We start from the raw sequence: 23663 nt of genomic DNA, 5'->3' as shown, positions 1-23663 counted from the left end.
ACTAATGACTAATGACCAATGACCAATGACTGTTGACTGTTGACTGTTGACTGTTAGCTGTTAGCTGTTAGTTGTTATTTGTTAGTTGTTATTGGGAAGTGAGAATTGGGCGGAGCGAAGCGGAGGGATTGGGAATTCGTAGCCAGTAACCAACAACCAATAACCAATTCCCAACAACTAATAACCAATAACCAATAACCAATAACCAACAACCAATGACTAATGACTAATGACTAATGACTAATGACTCTTTACTTTTGTGATGTGGTTGGTGAGGGCGAAGGTGCGGAGTCTTTTATAGGTTGCTGGGGCTTAGCTTTCGGGTCTGGTTTGGGTGGCGGCGGCGGTGGGAAAGTTGCGGCGCGTCTGGGTATTTGTAGCGCTGTTCGGAATGCAGCAAATGGGAAGAATTCACTAAATTGAGAAAATCTATCGCCAATTGGTTCCGGTGCATCTTCCCACAAGCTTTCGTAGTAGAAGAAAGCCGCACCTAAGCCGTATTGTTGGACGGCGCGCACCTGGGATTGAATTTGCTGAATCGCTACTGGGCGATTTCTCAAACCTGTCATAATCCCAACTCCGGTGGGAATCTTTTGGTGTGCTTCTTGCATTTCTGGACGGCTAATCTTGTCCACAAATGATTGTAGATTTGGACTGTAAACTTGCACGATTAGTTCGTCGGCAATATCGAAACGCACCCAATTCAGCCAATCTTGCAGGTGATGCTTGTAAGCAAATTCGTAGTAATTGGGAGAAATTGAGAATATAGCGTTGGGTTTTACTGCTTTTACTGCTTGATTTAGCTGCGACATAAAAGCGGTGATTTTATTGGCTCGCCATTTCACCCATGCTGGATCTTCAAAATCTTTGGGCGGTGCTTTTTTGGTTTCTTTGGTATACAAAGCAATGGTGTATTCATCGTAGCCAAATTCTGATGGCAAACTCATGTGGTCGTCAAATTGAATGCCGTCGGCGTTATATTGGGTGGTGATTTCTAGTACGAGTTCGGTAATGAATTCCTGCACTTCTGGATGAAATGGATTAAGCCAAACTACTTCGCCACCTGCGCTGTTTGATGTTTGGCTGCCGTCTTGTTTTTGTGTCAGCCAATCGGGATTGTTTAATGCTAATTCTGAGGTGGGAGGTGTCATAAAACCAAACTCAAACCAAGGAATTACTAGCAGGCCTTGGCGGTGGGCTTGGGCAATTAAATCTGCGAGCATATCCTGTCCGTCTAACCCTCTGTAAACAAATGGTTGAATGTCTCTTTGCTGGGCGACTGGGCTGGGATACATTGCATAGCCAGAGTTCCAGGCTACGGGATATATTGTGTTGAAATTTAACCGCTTTAATTTAGCGATCGCATCTCCTAGTTTGTGGCTATCTCTGAGGATGTCTTTGTCGTTTGTCGTCATCCAAACTCCGCGAATTTCTTGGCGGGGTTGTTGGGCGATCGCCGGAGTTAAGTTATTAACCAGCAATACTATAATGAATGATATCGCAAATAGCAGCGGGAAAATTGTTTTAATCGATCGCTGCCAACTGCGAGGAATGATGCGTAATGTCATAGTTGTGAATGGTTAATTAGCTATAAAACACACCCCGGCATAATTTGGTGATGAAGTTTGCTCGTTCTACAGTCTACAGCAATTTGTGCTGAATGTACGATCGCCGCGCCGGTCAAATATAATCTGCGATCCAGAGGGTAAGTCAGAGCATTTTGTCAAAGTGCTGGGCTAGAATTAGTTACGCGCTGCAAATTCTCCTGACCGGACAGTGCGGTCTGCGGGAGTGCGAGTGCTGTACAATATTTGTGGTGAAAAATCTCGATCGAACATATCTAATTTGTGAAACATTTAGTCTTAATTGGTGGCGGCCACAGTCATGCTATTGTATTAAAAATGTTCGGCATCAAACCGCTGCCAGGAGTGCGTTTGACTTTGATTAGCGATGTCTTGTACGCGCCTTATTCGGGGATGCTGCCGGGGCACGTTGCTGGGTTTTACGATTATGATGAATGTCACATCGATTTGCGATCGCTCGCGGAATTTGCCAAATGTCAAATATTGGTCGATCGGGCGATCGCCATCGACTTTAGCAAAAATTTAGTTATTTGTCAAACTCGCCCTCCAGTTAATTTTGACGTGCTTTCTGTAGATATCGGCAGCACTCCCGCGACTCTATCGGTGCCTGGTGCCGCAGAATATGCCATTCCAGCTAAACCGGTACCGGAGTTTTTAGCTAGCTGGAATCAGTTAATTTCCGAAAGACAAAACCATCCCCAAAAACCGCTGCGGATCGCCATTGTCGGCGGCGGTGCAGGCGGCGTAGAATTAGCATTGAATATGCAATCTCATCTTGCGAAGGGAGAAGGGTTCGGCAGCGGATTTTGTAACGGATTTAACGGATGGATTTTTAACAACACAACAGGAAAGTTTAAGCAGGAAGAGGGATTAGAAATTCACTTGTTTCACAGCGGGGCTGAATTGATGCAGGGACATAACTATAGAGTACGTCATCGCCTCAAAGAAATTCTGATTAGTCGTGGCATTAAAGTACATTTAATGGAAAAAGTCCGTGCTATAGAAAACCAAGAAATGATTGAAATAGCATCCAATGCCCCATGCCCAATGCCCAATGCCCAATGCCCAATGCCCAATGCCAAAATCTGTTGTGAATCGGGTTTGAAAGTTGAGTGCGATACCATTTTTTGGGTGACACAAGCTTCCGCAGCCAATTGGATAAAAGAATCCGGTTTGGCCACCGACTCAAAAGGCTTTATGCAAGTCAACGATTGCCTCCAATCAGTCTCTCACCCCAACGTATTTGGGGCTGGAGACATCTGCGCGATGGTGAATTATCCCCGTCCCAAAGCAGGCGTGTTTGCCGTGCGTCAGGGCAAACCGCTGTTTGAAAACTTGCAGCATTTTTTATCACAAAAACCGCTGAAACCGTTTGCACCGCAGTCACAATATTTAGCCTTAATTGGTACAGGGAATAAAAGGGCGATCGCCTCTCGCGGATCGTTCATGTGGGAATCACCGTTATTGTGGTACTGGAAAGATTGGATCGATCGCCAATTTATGCAAAAATTCAGCAATCTGCCCAAAACCCGCAACACCAAATAGCAATACATTCAGCTATTCTCCCATCTTTCTCAGCGCCCTCTGCGCCCTCTGCGGTAAACAAAAAAAGTCTTATTCAAAAACCCTTAAGCTTGCTATAGTAAGATCGGAAGCAAGAAAAACTAACTATGTTCAGAAAAATTGGATTTTGGCTGCTGTGGATTGCATTCAGCACCTACGCCTTTGTATTCGCACCGCCGGATAGCCCAGAAACGATCGCACTAATTACAAATCTTGCCACAGGCCAAATAGCAGGCATCAACCCTTTAATTGTAGCCTTGTTCAACATCATGGGAGTCTGGCCGCTCATCTACAGTTGCGTCTTATTTGCTGACGGCAGGGGGCAGAAAATACCTGCATGGTTGTTTGCTACTTTATCCTTTGGAGTCGGCGCATTTGCCTTGCTGCCTTATTTAGCCTTGCGCGAACCTAATCCAGAATTTACAGGCACTAAAAATATATTTTTAAAAGTATTAGATTCCCGTTTGACTGGAATTTTCCTAACATTAGGCGCTGCTGCGTTAGTTGCCTTTGGCTTGACAAAAGGCGATTGGTCTGATTTTTTTCAACATTGGCAAACCAGCCGCTTTATCCATGTAATGAGTTTAGATTTTTGTATGCTTTCCCTGCTATTTCCTGCCTTATTAGCCGACGACATGGCGCGCCGAGGAATGCAGAACTCTACAGCATTTTGGGCAGTAACATTAGTGCCGCTATTCGGGCCCCTGGCTTATCTGTGTACGCGCAAGTCGTTGCCAGAAAATGGTGCGGAAACTGTTACAAATTAGACAGCAGTACAGGGGATTTTTAGTGTAATCTAGAAATCAATCACAATAAATTAGACAAGAAACAGGCAAGATGCCTGTTTCACAATAAGTACGTTTTATTGTGGGATGAACTTCTAACCAGCCCGTGAAAGACTGATTACAAATAGTGCAAAATCTGAGTATCAATCTAATTAATTATCTCTAACTCTCTAGCAAATGAAGAAACATCCGATCGTTGGTATCACAACTTACAACCGCAGCCTAGCAGGAGAATATTGCTTAAATGGATCGTATATTGATGCAGTGCAAGCGGCTGGCGGCATTCCGATTTTGTTGCCACCCAATCAATTAGATGCAGCTAGTATTTTTGATGCAGTAGACGGTTTGATTTTTTCGGGGGGCGGAGATATTAACCCCGAAATTTATGGCGGTTTGTGCGATCGCACAGTTTACTCAGTTAACGCAGAACGCGACAATTTTGAATTAAACTTAGCTAAGCTAGCTTTGAAGTCTGACATACCTGTGTTGGGGATTTGTCGCGGAATGCAAATGCTGAACGTAGCCAGCGGCGGCAGTTTGGTGATTCATGTACCGGATGCTTACGGAGAGGAGGTTCGTCACGGCACCGGAATTCCCCCACGTGCGATCGAGCATACCATTGAAATTGAACCCAACAGTCGCCTCGCAAAAATTATGGGAAAAACTTCAACAACCGTTGTTTCCTGGCATCATCAAGCAGTGCGGAAGGTAACATCAGATTGGCGAATTGTAGCCGATGCACCTGACACTTTGGTAGAAGCAATGGAACACTGCTATCACCCTTGGATGATAGCAATTCAGTGGCATCCAGAAATGTCGCCAAAATGTTCGGTAAACTCTGGAATTTTTAAGGCATTCGTAGAAGCAGCCGCTTCAAAATTCATGAATTCCACCAAGTCTGTATCAAATGCAATTCATACATTTTGATAGTCACTTATTCTTGATAGTCAGTATCAATTTCAATATCCAGGGTATCTTCATCTATTCTGACATACAGAACATTCGGGCGACAGCAAACCTGACAATCTTCGATATAAGATTGCTCCCTACCAGCGCTGATATCAACAAAAGTTGTACTCGGTTCGCCGCAGAAAGCACAGTAATATTCAGCCGTTGTTTGCATTTTTTTCGCACTCTCTTTTTGTGACTTCGTGGCGGTAGCGAAACATATCTGTTAACCGCATTTCCACCCACCAACCTAACAGCAAATCGACAATCGGGCCGCCCGGAATCGAAAATGCGATCGCATCTGTCAATCGAGTCTGGCCATTTTCTGTGGTAAACTCGTGTCGGTGAGTCCAACGCGCCATCGGCCCCTCAGTTTGTTCGTCAACAAATAAGCGATATTGTTCGCACTCAGTGTGAGTCGCCACCCATTTTACCGGAATCGGCCCCAATAACAGCCGAAATTCTGATACCGCACCCACATCAAGTCCCCCCTCGCGGCGAATAATTTTCACCGGTTGCCAAGGCGGAGTCAAAAGTTGCAGAATATCCGGTCTTTCGTGAAAGTTCCAGACAGTTTCAACGGCAGAATTAATTAGGGATGAATATCGAAAATTAGGCATTTGTTGAATTGAGCTAAACAGTTAATTCGGATATAATTTCAGCATTTGCAGTATGATCCTCTGTATCTGTACAAACAGCAACAGTTAGTTTCAACCCCAAAGCATTCAGCCAAGTTCCCAGATTATAAATCGCATCATTTCCTTGCTGCGACAGCAATTCATCCAGTCTTTTTAAGTGCCATTCATATTGTTCAGGAGTCATTTTTGGTTGACCCAGAGCTTCTGCTACATCGCCCAGAGCAAGTTTCAGCAATTCAGGTTCCGGGTCGATTTCCTCTATAGTCGCCGTTATATAGGCGGCTGACAATGCCGGGTTTTGTCTCAGAGATTCAATCAAAAACGGATGATCTGGGATACTTTTAGCCATTGTTTTAAATCCTGTTGTAATCTGTCCAGTATTCTTTTGCTTGGAGGATATCTCGGTTTTGAGTGCTTTTATCTCCACCGCAGAGGAGAAGCACAATTGTTGTTCCAACTTGCCCAAAATAGATTCGGAAACCAGGGCCATACTCTATTCTGAGTTCGCAAACTCCTTCTCCAACTGAACGATAGTCTCCCAAATTACCAGTAACAACCCGATTTAGCCTAGATCGAATCTTGGCTTGAGTGTTTGTATCTTTGAAGGAATCAAACCACTCAGCGAAAGGTACTCTGCCATCTGAGGTGACATAACGCTGAATTTCCTTGGGTTGGACTTCTGGCATAATTGTATTATAGTACGTCGCTCCTTATTTTATCTTGTTAAGTTAGCTTTCAATCTACTTACTTGCAAAGATGCGATCCTCTTCGTTGGCGTAGCCCCCGTAGGGGCGGGCTTCGCTAACGCACTTTCGCATCCGCTATTTCTTAACTCGTCAACTGCAAATCCTTCGTCCTAAAATGACTCATCGCCTCAGCCAAATGCTTCTTCAAAGTCGCCTCCGGTAGCGGCCCTTTTAAATGACTCCAAGGCAAAACCTGGTTCAATTCCCACTCTTTAAAAACATAAAAATCCATCTCCGGCAACTGTCCCCGCAACTCCTTAAAAGCCCGCCGATAACTGCCCAAAGTATCGCCGTAATGCCGCACTAATTCTAACAGCTTAGACAAACGCCGATCGCCCTTCGACAACAAACCCTGAATCACCGACCAGTTATAGCTTTCAGGTCTAAATTCTAAACCTAACTTCCGCAATTCTTTATCTAAAAACTTCAGCCTCTTCTCCGCATCTTTATTCACTCCAAACCACTGAAAAGGAGTGTGAGATTTCGGGACAAAAGTGCTGCATCCAAAAGTCAACCGCAAACCAGGAACCGCTTTTTTAATCGCCCGCATCATCGCCACCGTCTCCTCCAAATCCTCCATTTCTTCGCCGGGAATTCCCGCCATACCGTAAAGTTTAATACCCTTTAAACCGCCAGCTTTAGCATTGATTGCAGCTTGGATAATTTCATCGTTATTGAGTTTTTTATTAACAATTTTGCGGAGGCGATCGCTCCCGCTTTCCACCGCAATTGTCACAGATTTACTATCTCTGTTTGTCAAGATTTCTGCCAACCTAACTGTCACCGTATTCGTGCGTACCGAAGAAAGACTCAGCCGCACGCCGTCGTATTTTGGATGATTCAAATGTTCCAGCAACTGTTTAAATTCCGGGTGTTGAGTCACAGAAGCGCCCAACAAACCCAAACGATTAGTCACAGCTAAACCGCGATCGATCGCCGGAATTAACGAATCCTCCAAACTCGCAGTTCTAAACGGCAAAGTCAGATAACTTGCCAAACAAAAACGGCACATTTCTGGACAACTCCGAACCACTTCCACCATATAAATATTTTCCCAAGCAGCCTTTTCTGTCACCACAGTAGAAGCAGATAAAGTATTGCCGCGGTACGTCTGTTTTTCAACCATACTGGGAATTCCCGAATCGACAGGCTGAATCGATTTAATACCCTCAGTGGCATCCAGATAAGTTACTTCGTACAAACTGGGGACGTAAACTCCCGGAACTTGGGCTAAATAGCGCAATTTAGTTTTTCTGTCGGCGGTACGGACTTCTTTATAAGCATCAATAAAATTGTCAATGAGATGTTCGCCATCTCCCAGCAAAATCACATCAAAAAAATCTGCAAAAGGTTCTGGATTCGCCGTAAAAACGGGGCCGCCACCGAATACTATCGGATGATTGTCAGTTCGTTTAGATGCCCAAATCGGAATATCTAGAGATTCTAATAAATTGAGAATATTTACATAGTCAAGTTCCCAAGAAAGCGAAAATCCCAGTAATTCTGGATCTCGGGGAAGTTGTTCGCGGATATCAGTAAATAAACGGCTGACTTCAATATCCGATCGCACAGCCAAAGTAGCCCACACTATCTGATAGCCGAGACTGGTGATGCCAACGGTGTACTCGTTGGGAAATGCAAAAATAGTCGGAATAGCATCAGCATCGGGGGTTGCTGGGGCAAACAGCAGCCGTTCTTGGGCAAATGGGTTAGGAGTCATGGGCAAGTTTAACTTTAACAATAGGTTTGTTACTATCTTATTTTAAGTTATTTTCAAAGTTATTGTATGGTGTATAATTTCTGAATAGACTTGCATTGCACTCAGTCAATTTCAATTATTGAATGGAAATTATCTGCGTTGCATCTGCCTTCACTCAGCGGTTGCCCGATCGAGATTTTATGCAGATAAAGTATAAATATTTTAAAAAAAATAATCGACCAGCGCAGCCTAGGATTAGTTAGCAGTTACATCTGTTACATCCGCTTTTACTAATCCGTTTCCGAACTTGGTGTTTCAAAGTTACTCTGAAATAGAATTACTCGCGTCTCGGTTTTTCGGCGGCGGTGGGCCGTGAAAAGTCGCAATCAGCAAACAGATAATCCCAGCATTAATAAACACATCTGCCAGATTAAACACCGGGAACCGAATTATCCGAAAATCCAGAAAATCTATAACGTGGCCCAAAACAAATCGATCGATCCCGTTACCCAGCGCGCCCCCCAAAATCAAACCGTAGCCAGCTTGTTCCCAGCGGTTAATTCGCGGCCCGAACCAAGCCAACACCATCAATCCCACACTCACCCCCAAAGACAGCCAGCGCAACCAACTCGCCCCGCCATTGCTAAACAAACTAAAAGCCGCACCAGTATTAACAACATAAGTGAAGTGAAATATCCCTGGTAACAGCGGCTGAGTCTGCGGAGGAATTGTCAAGTCAAAATTTTGCACTACCCAAAACTTGCTTAGGTGGTCTAAAACTAAACTGATAATAGCAGCAACCCAGAACAAGGGATTTCTTTTAAAACGCATGGATTGGGGAATTAAATATAGGGCATCGGATATTTATCAGCCGCAGCGAGATGATTCTCCCGTTGTGCAATGACAGTATAACCCAATATCGATTGAAGAATTGACACCACGGATAAATCGGGAGGCTTTGTACTCTGGCCACTTTCGGCCATAACATCCAATCACTAATGACTAATGACTAATGACTAATGACTAATGACTAATCAATAAAACATCAAGCGGCGCAAAGTAAATGATAGCAATGCGATCGCACAAACCACCGCCAATTGTCCCGGCAGGGGATAAACCGAATAGGTCAGAATTTCATTTAATAAAGGTACTTTTTTGCCAGGAATCAGCAAGTAACTAAAAATTAGATAAATTAAGCCGATCGCGTGAACTGTAAATAAACCGCACAAACAGCTAAAAGCCATAGATTCCAGTCGCGAAGCCACCTTAAAAGCGACCCAGCCGCACACCCAAGCACCAGGCACAAAACCCAGCAAATACCCAAAACTCGCTTCTTTAAGATAGCCGATGCCGCCGCCTCGGTCGAAAATCGGCCACAAAGTTAATCCTAATACCAAATAGGCAATTTGCGAGAGAGCAGCAGCATTTTTGCCGCCCATGCAGCCTACTAGCAACACGGCTCCAATTTGATAAGTCACGCCTAAAGAGTACGCCTGCAGTCCGCGATCGTCCCACAACCCGATCGGCATTGTCACAGATGCAGGCAAAAAATTGCCTCCAATCGTTAGGAGCAAACCAATAAAAGCCCAGATTAATTCAAGAGGAGCAGGCATTATAGCAGATGTTGAAGGAAGAAGTCATTAGTCATTGGTCATTAGTCATCAGTCATTAGTCATTGGTCATTGGTCATTGGTCATCACGAAGAAGGAAGTACGTCCGCTTCTTTTGTAGCGGATTTAACGGATGTAACGGATGTAAGTCCGTCGGCAGAAGGAAGGTAAGGAAGAAGAAGTCAAGAGGAAGTTACAATCGACTGTTTATGTTTGTGCAATGCCAGAACGTCGTAACCGTCAGGGCGGTTGCTATATCGGTTCTCTAAAAAGTGAGGTATGCTTTTAGGCCCGATGCTTTTAGGCCCGATGCTTTTAGGCCCTATGCCCAATACCCTATGCCCAATACCCGATGCCGGATAGTACCTCATCTTTTTGAGACTCGGCTATATATCATCAGCATTGATCCGATGCAGGCTGGAGTGCCCGCAACTTTTAAGTTCTCAATACTAGCACTACTGTCAAAACAACCACCATTGTAGGGTTTTCTGGTTCTCAAACCTGGATGTTGCGATACTTTAATCGTGGGAATTTTTCGCGATCCTCTCGAATGCAAGCTTTGAGCTCAAGACCAGCGATTGCTAACCCGATCGGGCGATCGCACCCTTGTTTCCCCACCAATTGATCTTTCACCCATCTTATAAAATTACACTTGCCAAGCTCATCAATGAATTAAATTAATGTTAATTCATATTAAGTTGCGATCGAAAGTAAAGATTCTTAACCTAACCTTTACTTTCGCGCGATATGCTATGGCCGGACATCCGTATAACGATCGCAGATTTTGTATACCTATGATTTTTCGTCTGAACCTGATTAATCCAAATCGTGCGACAACAGCAATTTCCGCTGTGGCGATCGCCCTCAGCTTAGCAGCTTGTGGCGGCAGCACAACCAGCAGCAGCCCCAGCCCCGGCGACACCGCAGCATCCCCCGTTGCAGCCACAGGCACAGCCGCAAACAACAAACTCACCCTATCCTCAGACGTAGCCATAACCGCAGCAGGCGCATCCTTCCCCGCCCCCCTATATCAGCGCTGGTTTCAAGACTTCAACAAAATCCACCCCAAAGTACAAATTAACTATCAATCAGTAGGCAGCGGCGCCGGAGTCGAACAATTTACCAAAGGCACAGTAGACTTTGGGGCCAGCGACACCGGCATGAAAGACGACGAAATCGCCAAAGTTCCAGCAGACAAAGGCGTACTTTTGCTACCCATGACAGCCGGCAGCATCGTCATCGGCTACAACCTGCCAGAAGTAACCGAACTCAAACTGCCCAGAGACGTTTACACAGAAATCTTCCTCGGTAAAATTACCAAGTGGAACGACCCCAAAATAGCAGCAGCCAATCCCGGTGTAACATTGCCAGACCAAAACATCACCGTCGTCCACCGTTCCGACGGTAGCGGCACCACCGCCATCTTCACCAAACACCTCAGCGCCATCAGCCCCGACTGGAAAACAGCAGTAGGCGAGGGCAAAACAGTACAGTGGCCCGTAGGCGTAGGTGCAAAAGGCAACGAAGGCGTCACCAGCCAACTCCTGCAAACAGCAGGCAGCATCGGCTACATCGAATATGGCTACGCCAAAAACAACAACGTCAAATTTGCATCTTTGCAAAACAAAGCAGGCACATTTGTAGTACCTACAGACGACTCAGCTTCTCAAGCTTTAGCAACTGCGCCCCTGCCGGAAAACCTGCGAGCATTTATCGAAGACCCCGAAGGTGCTCAATCCTATCCAATTGTCACCTACACTTGGATGCTCGTTCCCAAAAAAGTTGCAGACCCCAACAAAGCCAAAGTTATCGAGGCAATGGTGGAATACGGCTTAACCGAAGGTCAAAAAGTTAGTGCAGAATTGGGTTACGTTCCTCTACCCCAAAACGTCAGAGAAAAAGTTGCTTTGGCAGCCGACGGCATCAGCCCCGACTACAAGATTGAGATTGGTAAATAGTTATTGAAGGAAGAAGTCAAGCGTGAAGTCGGAAGTTCGGCAACGAGCAATGTACGGGATGTAACGGATGTAACGGATGTAACGGATGTAAGTCCGTCGGAAGAAGGAAGAAGGAAGAAGGCTATAACGGCTTCGCTCAGGGTGAAAAGAAGGAAGACGGAAGAGGGAAGAAGGAAGAAGGAAAAGAGATATTTCTCTAGAGGTGGGTTGGAGCGGAAATATTTTTGGACAAGTCAGGAAATTAATCAACCGGCCCTTCTTTTAGATAATAATCAGTGCATCACTTATCAACATCCTCTCTTCTCTTCTCTTCCTCCTTGTGGAACAGGTGTCCCGCCTCTGTATTTTGATTCCTTCTAGCGCCTGTGCATTTCTCCAGTTGGTTCTAGTTTTTTGGCAAAAATGCAATTTTTCCTTACTATTTTTTTGGATTTTTGTATATGGTTTCAGATAGTAACATCGCTCAATCAGAGAAGCGTTCCCGCTCTCGGATAGAAAAATCCTTAGACCAAGGCTTTATCTGGCTGACTCGGATTTTGGGAATCGGAGTTGGCGTAATTTTGCTGGTCATCGCGCTAACCGTTGCTTTCAGAGCTTTACCAGCGATTCAACAGTACGGTTTGGGCTTTCTGTTTAGCAGTGATTGGAATCCGGTTAAAGAAGAGTACGGTGCGCTGCCGATGATTTACGGGACGATCGCCAGTTCTGCGATCGCGCTCCTAATTGCAGTACCATTAGGAGTAGGGACTGCCATCTTTTTGAGCGAAGACTTTTTGCCGCTGCCAGTGCGTACAGCTTTAGTTTTTTTAGTAGAACTTTTAGCCGCCATTCCCAGCGTAGTCTATGGTTTGTGGGGCATTGCTGTATTGATCCCCATTATTACCAACATCGGAAAGTTTCTCAACGGTAACTTCGGATGGCTGCCAATTTTTAGCACAGCGCCAGTGGGGCCGGGAATGTTACCCGCCGGAGTAATTTTGGGGATTATGACTTTGCCCATTATTACTGCTATCTCGCGCGACTGTTTAGCAAGCCTCCCCCCCGAATTGCGACAAGCATCTCTGGGTTTGGGAGCAACTCGCTGGACAACAATCTTTAGAGTCCTCGTACCAGCAGCTTTTTCCGGCATTGTCGGCGGAATTATGCTAGGCCTCGGCAGGGCGATGGGAGAAACGATGGCCGCAACGCTGTTAATTGGAAATTCCAATCAGTTAAGTGCTTCTGTGCTAGCTCCTGCAAATACTATTGCTTCTCTGATGGCAAATCAATTTGCCGAAGCTTCTGGATTGCAAGTGGCCGCTCTGATGTACGCGGGGCTAATTCTGTTTATTATGACACTGATTGTCAATATTTTGGCAGAGTGGATTGTTTCTCAAGTAAGAGCGAAGTACAACTAGAAGTTTGGCACAATTTCCTACATAGTTTTAGTTTATGTCAAAGAGCGTCTCCGATGAGAATCCTTTTGGATCGAAAACAGGCAGTTTGAAGAAGGTTAAAAACAGCCCGCAAGCGCTGTTTGGTATGGCGATGACTGTACTGGCTGGAGCTTGTCTGGCTGTCACTCTGCTGCCTTTGTTTGCAGTGCTTTCCTACGTAGCCGTACAAGGTTTTAATCGCCTAAATTTAGACTTGTTTACGAAGCTGCCGCCCGCACCGGGACTGTCGGGAGGCGGTATCGCCAATGCCATTCTCGGTACATTAATGACCGTAGGAATTGCTTCTCTAATTGCTGTTCCTTTTGGCGTGTTGGCCGCCGTTTATTTGTCGGAGTTCAGCAGCGGCAAAATCACTCGCTGGGTGCGCTTTGCTACTAATGTCCTCAGCGGCGTTCCTTCGATTATTGCCGGGGTATTTGCCTACGGTTTGTTCGTGGTAAATATGGGAGGTTTTTCGGCAATTGCAGGGGGCGCGGCGCTGGCTGTGTTGATGTTACCGACAATTGTGCGAACTACTGACGAAGCCCTACAAATCGTCCCGCAAGATATTAGATGGGCGTCGGTGGGTGTGGGTGCTTCTAATTATCAAACAGTGTTGCAGGTAGTTTTGCCTGCGGCAATTCCGGCTATTTTAACTGGTGTGACGCTGGCAATTGCCCGCGCTGCTGGAGAAACTGCTCCTTTGATTTTCACGGCGCTGAATTCGCCTTTTTGGCCGACAGGATTTGATAAGCCAACTCCGAGTCTTGCGGTTTTGGTTTATAACTTTGCAACGGTTCCGTTTAAGGCACAGAAAGAGTTGGCTTGGGCTGCATCTTTAATTTTGGTGTTGATGGTTTTGCTGACGAGTATTCTGTCTCGCTGGGCTACTCGCCAAAAGGTTTATTAGTCATTAGTCATTGGTCATTAGTCATTGGTCATTAGTCATTGGCAGTTGGCAGTTGGTATGAAAGTATTAGCTAATAACAACTGACAACTAACAACTAACAACTGACAACTGACAACTGACAACTGACAACTAACAACTAACAACTAACAACTAACAACTAACAACTAACAACTGACAACTAACAACTGACAAGATTCGCTGGTTCTGAAAAAATTAAGAGGATAGTTATTTGTATGATGATGGATTTGGACAAGCAGACGGAAACTGTTTTACGGACTGAAAATATCAATATTTTTTACGGCGGTTTTCACGCGGTGAAAAATGTTTCGCTAGAAATTCCTAAAAATCGGATTACTGCTTTGATCGGGCCTTCTGGCTGCGGCAAAAGTACAATTCTCCGATGTTTTAACCGCCTCAACGATTTAGTTAACGGTTTTCGTTTAGAGGGTAGAATTCATTACCAAGGTCAAAATCTTTACGATCCTGATATTGATGCTGTGGAGGTGCGCCGCAAGATTGGGATGGTGTTTCAAAAGCCGAATCCTTTCCCGAAGTCAATTTATGACAATATTGCTTACGGTGCGAGGGTGAATAATTATAAGGGAGATATGGATGAGCTGGTGGAAAAGTCGCTCCAACAAGCTTATTTGTGGGATGAGGTTAAGGATAAGTTAAAGCAAAGCGGTTTTTCTCTTTCGGGCGGTCAGCAGCAGCGTTTGTGTATTGCTAGGGCGATCGCAATTAATCCTGATGTAGTATTGATGGATGAACCTTGCGCTTCTCTTGACCCGATTTCGACGATTAAGGTTGAGGAGTTGATGCGGGAACTCAAGGAGAAGTATACCATCGTAATTGTGACTCACAATATGCAGCAGGCTTCTCGGGTTTCTGACCTTACTGCTTTTTTCAATGCTAAACTTTCTGACGATGGGAAGCGGTTTGGCTATCTTGTGGAGTGTGACAAAACTGAGGTGATTTTCCAAAGTCCGAAGGAAGAGTCTACTTTGGATTATGTCAGCGGCCGTTTTGGTTGATTTCCCGACAGGTTGAAATTTGTTTGCAGTTGCAATCTTCGCGCTAAGAGGCTCAAATACAAACCTACAGCAGATTCCCGGTTTATGAAACACACCCCAGATATATATCCTCGGTAGGGACACGGCATTGCCGTGTCCCTACCAACCTGGAATACGCTGTAAAATCTCAAATTGCATGACTCCTTTGCGATCCAAAAATTAAAGTTTGTCGTTGGGTTCTGGCGCGTCAGAACCCAACAACAAACCTAAAATTGTCGGGCTAGATCGACCAATTCTTCAAACAGCGGATTCCCAAAACTCATTAACTCAAACGCCGGATTTTCGGCAAACACATCCGGGTGAAATGCGATGTCATAAATACGATTTTTATAAGTTAGTTTAAAAGTTCGATCGCCCGTTTCTCCAAAAGTTGCTGCAAAAGTCGCGCCCATCTGCTTTAAAATCGCAGAATTGACAAACAAATTTTCGATGGTTTCAGGAAACAGAGAAGTCGGCGGCAGAGGTTGACGGATTTCCTGCAAGTCTGATTCTACATCCATCGCGACCATTTCATCGAGGGCGGGACCGGGAGGCGGCGCGTCTAAAATGCGATCGAACTCTCCCAACAAAACACCCTCTTCTTCGGGATCTGCACTCATCACAGCCTGTTCGATGAAAGTGGGAACTGTTGCGAGAATCGGTTGCAAATTACCGACAACGGTTTGAAAAGCATCGATGCGATCGCGCAATTTCTTGTAAACCTTCGCCTCTACCGTCCCGTCATAGTAAAAATTGTGTATTCTGACAGTATCATAAATCTGCCCGATGCGATCGAGCCTGCCGATCCGCTGTTCGACGCGCATCGGATTCCAAGGCATATCGTAGTTGATTAAAACACCGCAGGTTTGCAAGTTTAGCCCTTCGGAAGCCGACTCGGTACAAAGTAAAATTTTGATAATTCCTTCTCGGAATTTGGCTTTGATTTGTTCCTTGGGAAAAGTTCGCCATTCACCGTTTTGATACAATTCTCCGCCGCGCCCGGAATAGCAAGCAATCTGAGCACCATATAATTGTTGTAAAGCGCTGCGGAGATAGTCCATTGTGTCAGTATATTGCGTAAAGACGATCGCACTTTCCCTCTCAGTCAATTCCTGACGCAAAATTGTGATAAAATGCGAAAGCTTGCTATCTTCGCCAGTATTCTCAAATTGATACAGTAAATCTTCTAAATATTTAATCTCTTCAGGATCTGCCGGTTCAAAATAAGATTCCATCCCTTCCAAAATTACATCATCCGCATCATCTAAATCGCTGAAATCATCCTCAGTAATGCTGATTCCTTCGAGGCGGCGCTGTAAGGATTCGCGAATCGCATAAAACGAACTTGTCAGCCGTTTGCGGTAAAGAGTCATCAAAAATCCTAACGCTTTGCGGTTGTCTTTTTGCGCTAGATTGTAAAAATGGCGGACGTAATTGCTGACGGCGAGATAAAGCGGCACTTCGCGGTTATTTTCTAAAGTTATTGCATTGTCTCTGACGGCGCGGCGGGGAATATCCCGATCCAACAATCCCCGCTGATAGTATTGGCGCAAGGTGTCGCGGGTGTGGCGGAACATCAAATCTTTCAGGGGAGTATTCACTGTCAAATATTGACGGGAAGTGGCGAGGAAATCTTGGTCTTCAATAACTTGTTTCAGGTTGATTCGCTGATTTTTTTCCCAGACATCTCTCAGTTTATAATATAGTAATTTATCGCCCTTCTGTAAATATTCCTGCAATCGCAAACAGGGCGAACCCCCTTGCTGGAAGTAACCGACAGACATCTGCTGCCAAAAATTCAAGGTTTGGCGTAGCTTGCGGGGCGGGACGCCATCGGGCTTTGCGGACAATGTGCTAAAATAATTGCAGAAATTCTCACCATAAGACCAATGTCCGCGCAAGCCGAGAAGGTGCAATAAATCGAAAACCTCGATCGCATCAATCTGCATCGGCGTGGCGGATAATAACAAAAGCGATCGGCTTTTTTCTTGCAACTGCTGCATCAACTGTAGCAACCGATTCGGCGTTTCCTTGCGGTTTTGCGGGCTTTGACGGCGGGCGTGATGCGCTTCGTCGAGTACAACTAAATCCCACGGTTGCGCCTCTAGCAGTTGTTTTGCCCGATCGCTCCGACGGACTAAATGAGATGATGCTAAAATCAGATTTTGGGAATTCCAAGGATTTGTTATTGGTTGTTGGTTATTGGTTATTGGGGAATTACCTGCGGGGATAAATTCACCTTTCGTATAACTCCAAAAGTGCAAATTAAATTTTTCCCGCAACTCTTCATGCCATTGCGGTTGAATGCTAGCGGGTGCTAAAATTAACACACGTTTGACTTTTTGGCTAACCAGCAAGTAACGGAGAATCAACCCAGTTTCGATAGTTTTTCCCAAACCAACTTCATCCGCAATTAAGAAACTTTTCGGGAAATTTGCCGCAACTCTACGCAATATCTTAATCTGATGCGGCCAAGGTTTAATCGGAATAGATTTCAAACAATAATCGAGACAAGTTGGTGAAGCATACAAATTGAAAAGCGGTTCAAACTTAGCATAATCTTGAGATAACTCAAAATCCCCAATAACTCCCCCTAAATCCCGACTCCCAACATCCGTTACATCCGCTAAATCCGCTACAAAATCCGCTGCCGAACCCTCCTCATCCGCTACATCCGTTACAAAATCCGTTGCCGAACTTTCTTCCCGACTCCACACGGGTTTACTGCTGGGCGCGTAGCTTAGCAACTTATTTTTCACCGCTTCCGGCACTTCAAAAACGCGCACGTTTGGCGATAAATTGTTCCACAACTGTTCAAACCGAAAAATCTCTTCAGAAACTCGTTCGGCATCTCTGCCGCCTTCCCAGGCACAATAAACGTGGAAAGATTCAACATTACTTTCCCAACCGCTGAGAGATTCGTTATTGGAACCGCTAAAAGCTAATTGTGCGCCCTTGCTGTCGGTAAAAATGCCAACTTTTTCGTGAAACATATGCTGGCGATCGAGTAAACTTTCAGTATCTACTGGTAAACCGTCAGACTTGAGGGGAACGGCAATTTTAATATCGAGATAACTGTTTTGAATCAGCCAACTGAGGATTTCAAAATGTTTGAGTTGCGCGAAGGTTTTGGGCGGCTGCAAATCGGTATCGAGGCGGATGGTAACAGCATCTCGGAGGGCGTAACCTTGTTGGATAGCTTGCAAATCCTGCGGGCTAAACTGACAGCCCATGATTAACCGCATCCGCCCGCAATTGTGCAGCATTGCGCCCAATCCCTGCGCGACTTTACTGAGGATGGCGCTGTTGAAAAAGCCGGATTTGCGATCGTACTGTAGGGCACATTCTAGGGCGGGAATGTAGAAATCGGCGATCGGGTTATTTTCGTTGCTAGAATAGCTAATCCGCCAGGGATAATCTTGTAAATTCATGTTATTGGTTATTGGTTATTGGTTATTTGTTATTGGTTATTGGTTATTGGTTATTGGTTATTTGTTATTGGTTATTTGTTATTTGTTATTTGCCACAAGATTCGATCCCCCTAAATCCCCCTTAGATCGGGGGACTTTGAATGGAATTAAACTCTTGTCCCCCCCGACTATCCGGGGGGTTAGGGGGGATCTCTTTCTCGAAACTTATTCTGGTATTTGTTGTGGCGGAATCTCCTCAGCAGAAAGTGTCACGACTTTTCCATCTTGCCAAATACTAATTGATTGTCCGAGTCTGCGGTGTTTCTCGATCGCCTGTGCGATCGCCTTTTTAACACCAGCATCGATGCGATCGGACAATTTTTGATTTTGTTGAGTCATCGGATTAATCCTCCTGAGTAATTGTATTCCAAATCTGGGACTGATAAATTATCGGATTAGAATTTAAAGGGCATTCTGCAATCAATTCAGGAATCGGATTAGAATTATCGTAACTAACCCACATATCACTTAAAGGTAAATACAATTCTAATAAATTTTTCCTCCCTCTTTCATAGCGGCGGCGAATCACATCTTCAGGAATATTATGCCCCCCACTTTCTACCCGCCGCCGCACCCGATAAACCGCTAATTCCGGGCTTTGCAACCAAAAATAAATTAAATTAACAGTATAACCTTTTAGTTTACACTTCCGCAAAAACCGGACATAATTGCGAGAAGCGAGAGTTGTCTAAAAAGCAAAATCAGCACCGGCATTTGATAGCGAGTCCAACCGTTGCAGCATCAATCGCCCCGCTTGCATCGCCACAGATTCGGGATTGAAAGGTGAAAGCCCAACAGCTATTTCATCAGCATTGACATACTCAAACACATTGAGAAAATGCGGCAACAACTGCATCGCCGCAGTTGTCTTTCCCGAACCGTTGCAACCTCCGATAACATAAACATCCGGCATAATTGTTATTAGTAATTTGTTATTGGTTATTTGTTATAACCATTTATAACACGGCAACGGAGGACACGGCAGTGCCGTTTCCCTACCTCAAAACCATTGATCGCAGGGCAACGGAGGACACGGCAGTGCCGTTTCCCTACCGCAAAAAAATCAATCTTCCTCGATTATAAACGTAATAATCGCCCGATTTATTGTAGGGACACGGCACTGCCGTGTCCTCAAAAAAACTGCCGTGTCCTCAAAAAAACCTGACCACCCGCGCGTAAATCCTCTTAAAACAAACTCAATTGTCCCTCAAAGGGAATATCCAATTGTTGATAAACAACCTTCGCCTTAATCTCATCCATCACCAACCACAAATCCAACAAAGCCTTCTCCTCCGGTATCCGCTTCTTCTCGTCGCCCAAACGCGGAATAACTTTCAGCGCCACCTCAATCGCCCGCATGAAATTATCATTATCCGTCAAATTAGCTTTCTTCATAAACTCGCGCACAATTTGAATATTTCCATCCTCCTGATACAACGCAATAATTGCGTGCAATCCATCCACTAAATATGTCAGCGAAAAATCTTGCGGATTCACCGAAAAAGCACCTTTTTTCAGCCGCTGTTTCGGTGTCAAAAGCTTGCAAGTGCCGCTAACCGAGTCAATCAATTTGTATTTTTTGGCTAAATCAACCACATCGAAACCGCCCACGGCGAGGGCGAGTTGTCGCGCTTCATCGAAGGGGAATTCCACGGCGCGGAAGGCATCCCAGGCGAGGAAATACCACTGAGTCAGCGCGTCAAAACCCGCTGTATCGGTTTGTACGAGTTTGCGGAAACGGTAGTTTGCAATCGCTTTTCTGGCTTCGGCAAAAGCAACTTCCGGGCGCACTTCTTCGCCGCTGCTGTTGAGGATGGGATAGGAACGGCTGAACACGTTTAAAGCCGGGCCGAAGGCGCTTAAATAAAGGTCGATTCCTGTAATGTCGTTGGCTTCAAATTCCGGGGCGCGCTGTTCGACGAGATTGGCGACTTCCGGGCGCAAATCGTCCCACCAAGCTTGGGCGGCGTTGGTGTCGCGCTTGCGGCAAACTAAAAGGACTGTACTGGAAACTGAGTTTTTCTTGGCTTGGTGCAAGTTTTGCGGGTTTTCGGTACTGACGGCCCAGGATGCGGTAATCTCGAAACCGGCATCGATGAGGGATTTTGTGAGCACGTCCCAAGCGCCGGATTCTTTGTGGTTGAATTGGACTGTCATCGCGCCGTCATCGCGCAAAACTCGGTAATATTCGCTAAAAGCTAGGGCCATTTTTGCTTCGTAATCTTGTTTGGCGAGTTCGTCGGGGGATGCGCCCATGTTGCGGAAGCGCGACGGATTCGCCACGGCTTCTCTATCTTTGTCGGTGAGTTCTGAGTAGAATAAATCGGGGAAAATATCGCCTAATGTGCGCTTCATCCACACGTAGAAAAAGTCGGACATTTCGGCATATTGAATGGTGGCATAGTAGGGCGGGTCGGTGATAATTGCATCGACGGATTTGTCGGGAATGTGGTAGAGGCTATCGGCGGATGCAGCATTAATTTGGATGGTTTTTGGGTCGTATTGTTCGATTCCTGGGAGGCCTGTTGAGTGGGGTTTTGTACCAAATAACTTACAAAGGGGTGTGTAATCTCTGGCTCCTTCTTCCTGACACGCTTTCCAAAGTTCATTAGCCCCATTAACTTCGGGATAATTCCACATTAAATTTAAAGCGTGTTGTGTAGAAGCTTTTTGAATACAAGCTCTAGCCGCGTTATAAATAACTAGCCTACAATTTGCATCAGCACATCTATCTAATACTAAAGCTAAATAAGTAATGATCGCCTCTACCTTCTCCGGTTCATATTCAGCCTGTAGCAGCGCCTTAGCTTCGTTGATAATTTCTACATAAGTGACAAGCGTTAAAAGCTGTCGAGGGTTAAATAATTCTGTCCAGTGTTCAATTCCATATAGCCTAAGCCTAGTATCTCTAGTTACAGGTGGAACATCTTCTAATGGGAAAGATTCAATATTAACAGTTTTCTTATCTATAATTGTTTGATGAGATTGTTGGACAGCTTTTAAATCTTCCTCTGTTGGTAATCTAAATTCTAAGGCATTGGAACCCTTTCGGTAAGCAACAGCATATAATTGATGTCCCATGTTTTGCGATTTGCCAGACTGCATAACTAGATCATTATCAATAACAGTGTCACAGTTAGAGCATTTTCCCACTCCTCGACTCATCGTTACTGTATCACTCGGATCGTACTCCCCATCATCCGTTTGAATCGTCGTATCCTTGCCTTTCTTCCCCTTCACTAACTCAAAATCAACCCGCTTCTGTGCCAAGTTAGGAATCGGTTTCACCGCACACCATTTATGTAAATTCTGCTTTTCCGGGCGCTTGTACAACCACCAATTCGGACTCAAAGGCACAACCGACTGACAACTCGGACAAATTACCGTATGAGCCCACAAATAATTCTGCACAGTTTCCCCCGGTAAAGAAGGGAAAAATTCCGCCAATCTTTTCTCGGCTTCATCCCCCACCCACTGCACCCATTTATCAATATCCTCCTGCAAATCCGGGCCAAATTTCAGCGGATATTCCATAGCAGCCTTCATCGTCACCACCGCCACGGGATTGAGATCCGACGCCAACACATTCAACCCGTACCGCGCCGCCTCAAACGGAATACTTCCCCCACCCGCAAACGCATCTAAAATAGTCGGCGTGCGATTCCCCCACACCTTCTCGCAATAATCGTGAACCTTTTTAATTCGCACCGAAGACGGGGGAGTTTTGTAGAGTTTAATTTCCTTCCCCGGTTCCAATCCCAGCAAATATTCAAACTCTTCTAAAGAAATCTCTGCGGGTAAAATCGACGCCAACACCGAAGCGCGAGAAAACGATAAAGGTTTGCGGGAATACCAGCGGTGCAATCCTTTAAATGGATTGCCGCCGTGTTCGTAATTAACCTGCTCGTTTAGCAGGTTTACGGGCATAATTTTCTCGATGAATAGGTGAGGGCGCATGATTTTTTTGGTTATTTGTTATTGGTTATTTGTTATTGGTTGTTGGTTGTTGGTTATTTGTGACGTGCCACAATATTCGATCCCCCTAAATCCCCCTTAATAAGGGGGACTTTGAACAATTCTCGATCCCCCTAAATCCCCCTTAATAAGGAGGACTTTGACTTGAACTCTTGTTCCCCCCTTATTAAGGGGGAGTAGGGGGCAAGCTAAGGGGGGATCTCCGGGTTGTTGCTTCTAGCCCGCCTCTAAAGGGATTGCAAACTGCAATGTGCATTGGTATTATCCAAAAAAAATCTCGCTCAATCTTCAAATACCTCGGTCTTTTCAATGATAAACCATTCGTGGTACAATACTGCTAAGAAAAACTGTTCTCCTTTAGGGCGATCGCACACAGCCATATATCCCGATACAAACATATCATCGTCAAAAGTTGTATCCTTGAGAAACAGAGTCAGCGAGTTACCATCCGCACTCCAAATTGCCCGCAAAATCGTGATATTTTGGTGACGGGATGCTTCAACGGGCAATAACACCCACCGCCCCTCAATTTCGATAAATTCCGGTTCGCGGTATCTAAACTCAGACTCCCATTTAAACGGCCCTTCATGCTTCTCAATAATTCGATCCCACCGCACTGTTTTAATCTTGGCTAAAGTTTCATTAGACAAATCAGCTACTTTCATCAGATTAATCTCCCAATAATATTCGCAAAGCTTTCAAAGCATTTGAACGATTGCCATTAGCAATTTTACCAAACCAATAATGTGCCTCTTCATTACTCATCGCCATAATCCCTTCTGCAATATTAGCAATTCGTTCAGTTTTCGATAGCGGTTGCAGCGATTGAAATAAAATCGCCAAACTCACGCCGGATTCTTCTGATAAAATATAAGGCGTTTGTCGCTGCTGAGATAAAGTTTTCGGGTCGTAATTATTCGCTTTGAGAGTGGCATAAATTTTTTGTCTCGCCAAAACCAGAGCATTGCCTTTGAGTCGCCCCAATCGTTTAGCCGCTGGACGTTTTTTCTCTCCCGCTTTCTTGTAGGCGCATTGGTAGAGTTCCAAGGCGAAATTATTGTTGTCTATCGGTACAACTCGTAATTGAAATTCTTGCATAAGAAAGGAGTCAGGAGTCAGGAGTCAGGAGAAGGGAGGAGGGAGGAGGAAAAAGGAGTCAGGAGTCAGGAGAAGGAAGAAGGGAGAAGAAAGTTAGGAGAAAGGAGTCAGGAGTCAGGAGTCAGGAGAAAGAAGGAGAAAGTTAGGAGAAAGGAGTCAGGAGTCAGGAGTCAGGAGAAAGAAGGAGAAAGTTAGGAGAAAGGAGTCAGGAGT

At 45.1% G+C, this 23663-nt stretch carries 22 protein-coding genes and 1 pseudogene; 8 read left to right on the top strand and 15 right to left on the bottom strand.

Going from position 1 to position 23663, the window contains the following annotated elements; genetic code table 11:
• Positions 1 to 251 precede the first annotated feature (251 nt).
• Positions 252 to 1568: a glycoside hydrolase family 10 protein gene (locus tag QUA97_RS09190; protein ID WP_194067027.1), complete on the bottom strand. Its 1317-nt coding sequence runs from the start codon at positions 1566 to 1568 to the stop codon at positions 252 to 254.
• Between the two features lie 279 nt (positions 1569 to 1847).
• Here QUA97_RS09190 and QUA97_RS09185 point away from each other — a divergent pair, with 279 nt between their 5' ends.
• From QUA97_RS09185 to QUA97_RS09175, 3 genes are all read left to right on the top strand, one after another.
• Entirely contained in the window at positions 1848 to 3128 is a 1281-nt protein-coding gene (locus QUA97_RS09185; RefSeq protein ID WP_333194435.1) for an FAD-dependent oxidoreductase, read from the top strand.
• Between the two features lie 125 nt (positions 3129 to 3253).
• Positions 3254 to 3913 (top strand): DUF2834 domain-containing protein, encoded by a 660-nt coding sequence (locus QUA97_RS09180; RefSeq protein ID WP_194067029.1) that lies wholly within the window; start codon positions 3254 to 3256, stop codon positions 3911 to 3913.
• Between the two features lie 195 nt (positions 3914 to 4108).
• On the top strand, positions 4109 to 4858 hold the full coding sequence (locus tag QUA97_RS09175) for a gamma-glutamyl-gamma-aminobutyrate hydrolase family protein (RefSeq protein ID WP_194067030.1): 750 nt from the start codon (positions 4109 to 4111) through the stop codon (positions 4856 to 4858).
• A 7-nt stretch (positions 4859 to 4865) separates the two neighbouring features.
• Here the strand turns inward: QUA97_RS09175 and QUA97_RS09170 are convergent, their stop codons facing one another.
• The 7 genes from QUA97_RS09170 to QUA97_RS09140 all read right to left on the bottom strand — a co-directional run bounded on the left by QUA97_RS09170 (position 4866) and on the right by QUA97_RS09140 (position 9575).
• Entirely contained in the window at positions 4866 to 5054 is a 189-nt protein-coding gene (locus QUA97_RS09170) for a CPXCG motif-containing cysteine-rich protein (RefSeq protein ID WP_194067031.1), read from the bottom strand.
• Positions 5038 to 5499 (bottom strand): SRPBCC family protein, encoded by a 462-nt coding sequence (locus tag QUA97_RS09165; protein ID WP_194067032.1) that lies wholly within the window; start codon positions 5497 to 5499, stop codon positions 5038 to 5040. The genes QUA97_RS09170 and QUA97_RS09165 overlap by 17 nt, the downstream gene beginning before the upstream one ends.
• A 13-nt stretch (positions 5500 to 5512) precedes the next feature.
• Positions 5513 to 5866: a helix-turn-helix domain-containing transcriptional regulator gene (locus QUA97_RS09160; RefSeq protein ID WP_333194432.1), complete on the bottom strand. Its 354-nt coding sequence runs from the start codon at positions 5864 to 5866 to the stop codon at positions 5513 to 5515.
• A 4-nt stretch (positions 5867 to 5870) separates the two neighbouring features.
• Complete coding sequence (locus QUA97_RS09155; RefSeq protein WP_194067034.1) at positions 5871 to 6203, bottom strand: type II toxin-antitoxin system RelE/ParE family toxin; 333 nt, start codon at positions 6201 to 6203, stop codon at positions 5871 to 5873.
• A gap of 142 nt (positions 6204 to 6345) precedes the next feature.
• Positions 6346 to 7983 carry a B12-binding domain-containing radical SAM protein gene (locus QUA97_RS09150; RefSeq protein WP_333194429.1) on the bottom strand — a complete coding sequence of 546 codons (1638 nt, stop codon included), beginning with the start codon at positions 7981 to 7983 and terminating at the stop codon, positions 6346 to 6348.
• Positions 7984 to 8283: 300 nt separating this feature from the next.
• On the bottom strand, positions 8284 to 8793 hold the full coding sequence (gene lspA / locus QUA97_RS09145; protein WP_194008963.1) for a signal peptidase II: 510 nt from the start codon (positions 8791 to 8793) through the stop codon (positions 8284 to 8286).
• A gap of 203 nt (positions 8794 to 8996) precedes the next feature.
• A complete protein-coding gene (locus QUA97_RS09140; protein ID WP_194067036.1) occupies positions 8997 to 9575 on the bottom strand; it encodes a biotin transporter BioY in 579 nt (192 codons plus the stop codon).
• A gap of 791 nt (positions 9576 to 10366) precedes the next feature.
• Between QUA97_RS09140 and pstS the strand changes: the two genes are divergently transcribed.
• The 5 genes from pstS (at position 10367) to pstB (ending at position 14889) form a co-directional block, all read left to right on the top strand.
• Positions 10367 to 11530: a phosphate ABC transporter substrate-binding protein PstS gene (gene pstS, locus QUA97_RS09135; protein WP_194067048.1), complete on the top strand. Its 1164-nt coding sequence runs from the start codon at positions 10367 to 10369 to the stop codon at positions 11528 to 11530.
• 3 nt (positions 11531 to 11533) lie between these two features.
• Positions 11534 to 11890 (top strand): hypothetical protein, encoded by a 357-nt coding sequence (locus tag QUA97_RS09130; protein ID WP_194067037.1) that lies wholly within the window; start codon positions 11534 to 11536, stop codon positions 11888 to 11890.
• A gap of 80 nt (positions 11891 to 11970) precedes the next feature.
• Complete coding sequence (gene pstC, locus QUA97_RS09125; RefSeq protein WP_194067038.1) at positions 11971 to 12927, top strand: phosphate ABC transporter permease subunit PstC; 957 nt, start codon at positions 11971 to 11973, stop codon at positions 12925 to 12927.
• A gap of 34 nt (positions 12928 to 12961) precedes the next feature.
• Positions 12962 to 13855, top strand: a complete 894-nt coding sequence (pstA, locus tag QUA97_RS09120; RefSeq protein ID WP_194067039.1) for a phosphate ABC transporter permease PstA — start codon at positions 12962 to 12964, stop codon at positions 13853 to 13855.
• A 233-nt stretch (positions 13856 to 14088) separates the two neighbouring features.
• Entirely contained in the window at positions 14089 to 14889 is an 801-nt protein-coding gene (gene pstB / locus QUA97_RS09115; RefSeq protein ID WP_194067040.1) for a phosphate ABC transporter ATP-binding protein PstB, read from the top strand.
• Positions 14890 to 15134: 245 nt separating this feature from the next.
• On the opposite strand, the gene QUA97_RS09110 is transcribed toward pstB, so the two are convergent.
• The 7 genes and pseudogenes from QUA97_RS09110 to QUA97_RS09080 all read right to left on the bottom strand — a co-directional run bounded on the left by QUA97_RS09110 (position 15135) and on the right by QUA97_RS09080 (position 23450).
• Complete coding sequence (locus QUA97_RS09110) at positions 15135 to 18338, bottom strand: helicase-related protein (protein WP_333194424.1); 3204 nt, start codon at positions 18336 to 18338, stop codon at positions 15135 to 15137.
• Positions 18339 to 18542: 204 nt separating this feature from the next.
• The gene (locus tag QUA97_RS09105) at positions 18543 to 18716 is read right to left on the bottom strand and encodes a hypothetical protein (protein WP_194067042.1); all 174 of its coding nucleotides are present in this window, start codon (positions 18714 to 18716) and stop codon (positions 18543 to 18545) included.
• 4 nt (positions 18717 to 18720) lie between these two features.
• Positions 18721 to 19053: pseudogene (locus tag QUA97_RS09100) on the bottom strand (zeta toxin family protein); the annotation flags it as partial.
• A gap of 12 nt (positions 19054 to 19065) precedes the next feature.
• Positions 19066 to 19290: a hypothetical protein gene (locus QUA97_RS09095; RefSeq protein ID WP_228049891.1), complete on the bottom strand. Its 225-nt coding sequence runs from the start codon at positions 19288 to 19290 to the stop codon at positions 19066 to 19068.
• Positions 19291 to 19562: 272 nt separating this feature from the next.
• Positions 19563 to 22334: a DUF1156 domain-containing protein gene (locus QUA97_RS09090; protein WP_333194421.1), complete on the bottom strand. Its 2772-nt coding sequence runs from the start codon at positions 22332 to 22334 to the stop codon at positions 19563 to 19565.
• A gap of 299 nt (positions 22335 to 22633) precedes the next feature.
• Positions 22634 to 23017 (bottom strand): hypothetical protein, encoded by a 384-nt coding sequence (locus QUA97_RS09085; protein WP_333194419.1) that lies wholly within the window; start codon positions 23015 to 23017, stop codon positions 22634 to 22636.
• 4 nt (positions 23018 to 23021) lie between these two features.
• Entirely contained in the window at positions 23022 to 23450 is a 429-nt protein-coding gene (locus tag QUA97_RS09080; protein ID WP_333194417.1) for a DUF7680 family protein, read from the bottom strand.
• Positions 23451 to 23663: the final 213 nt, after the last annotated feature.

The sequence above is a fragment of the Microcoleus sp. CZ3-B2 genome (assembly GCF_036705055.1).
In the GTDB taxonomy this organism is placed as follows: domain Bacteria; phylum Cyanobacteriota; class Cyanobacteriia; order Cyanobacteriales; family Microcoleaceae; genus Microcoleus.
This window is presented reverse-complemented; position numbering and strand designations above follow the sequence as displayed.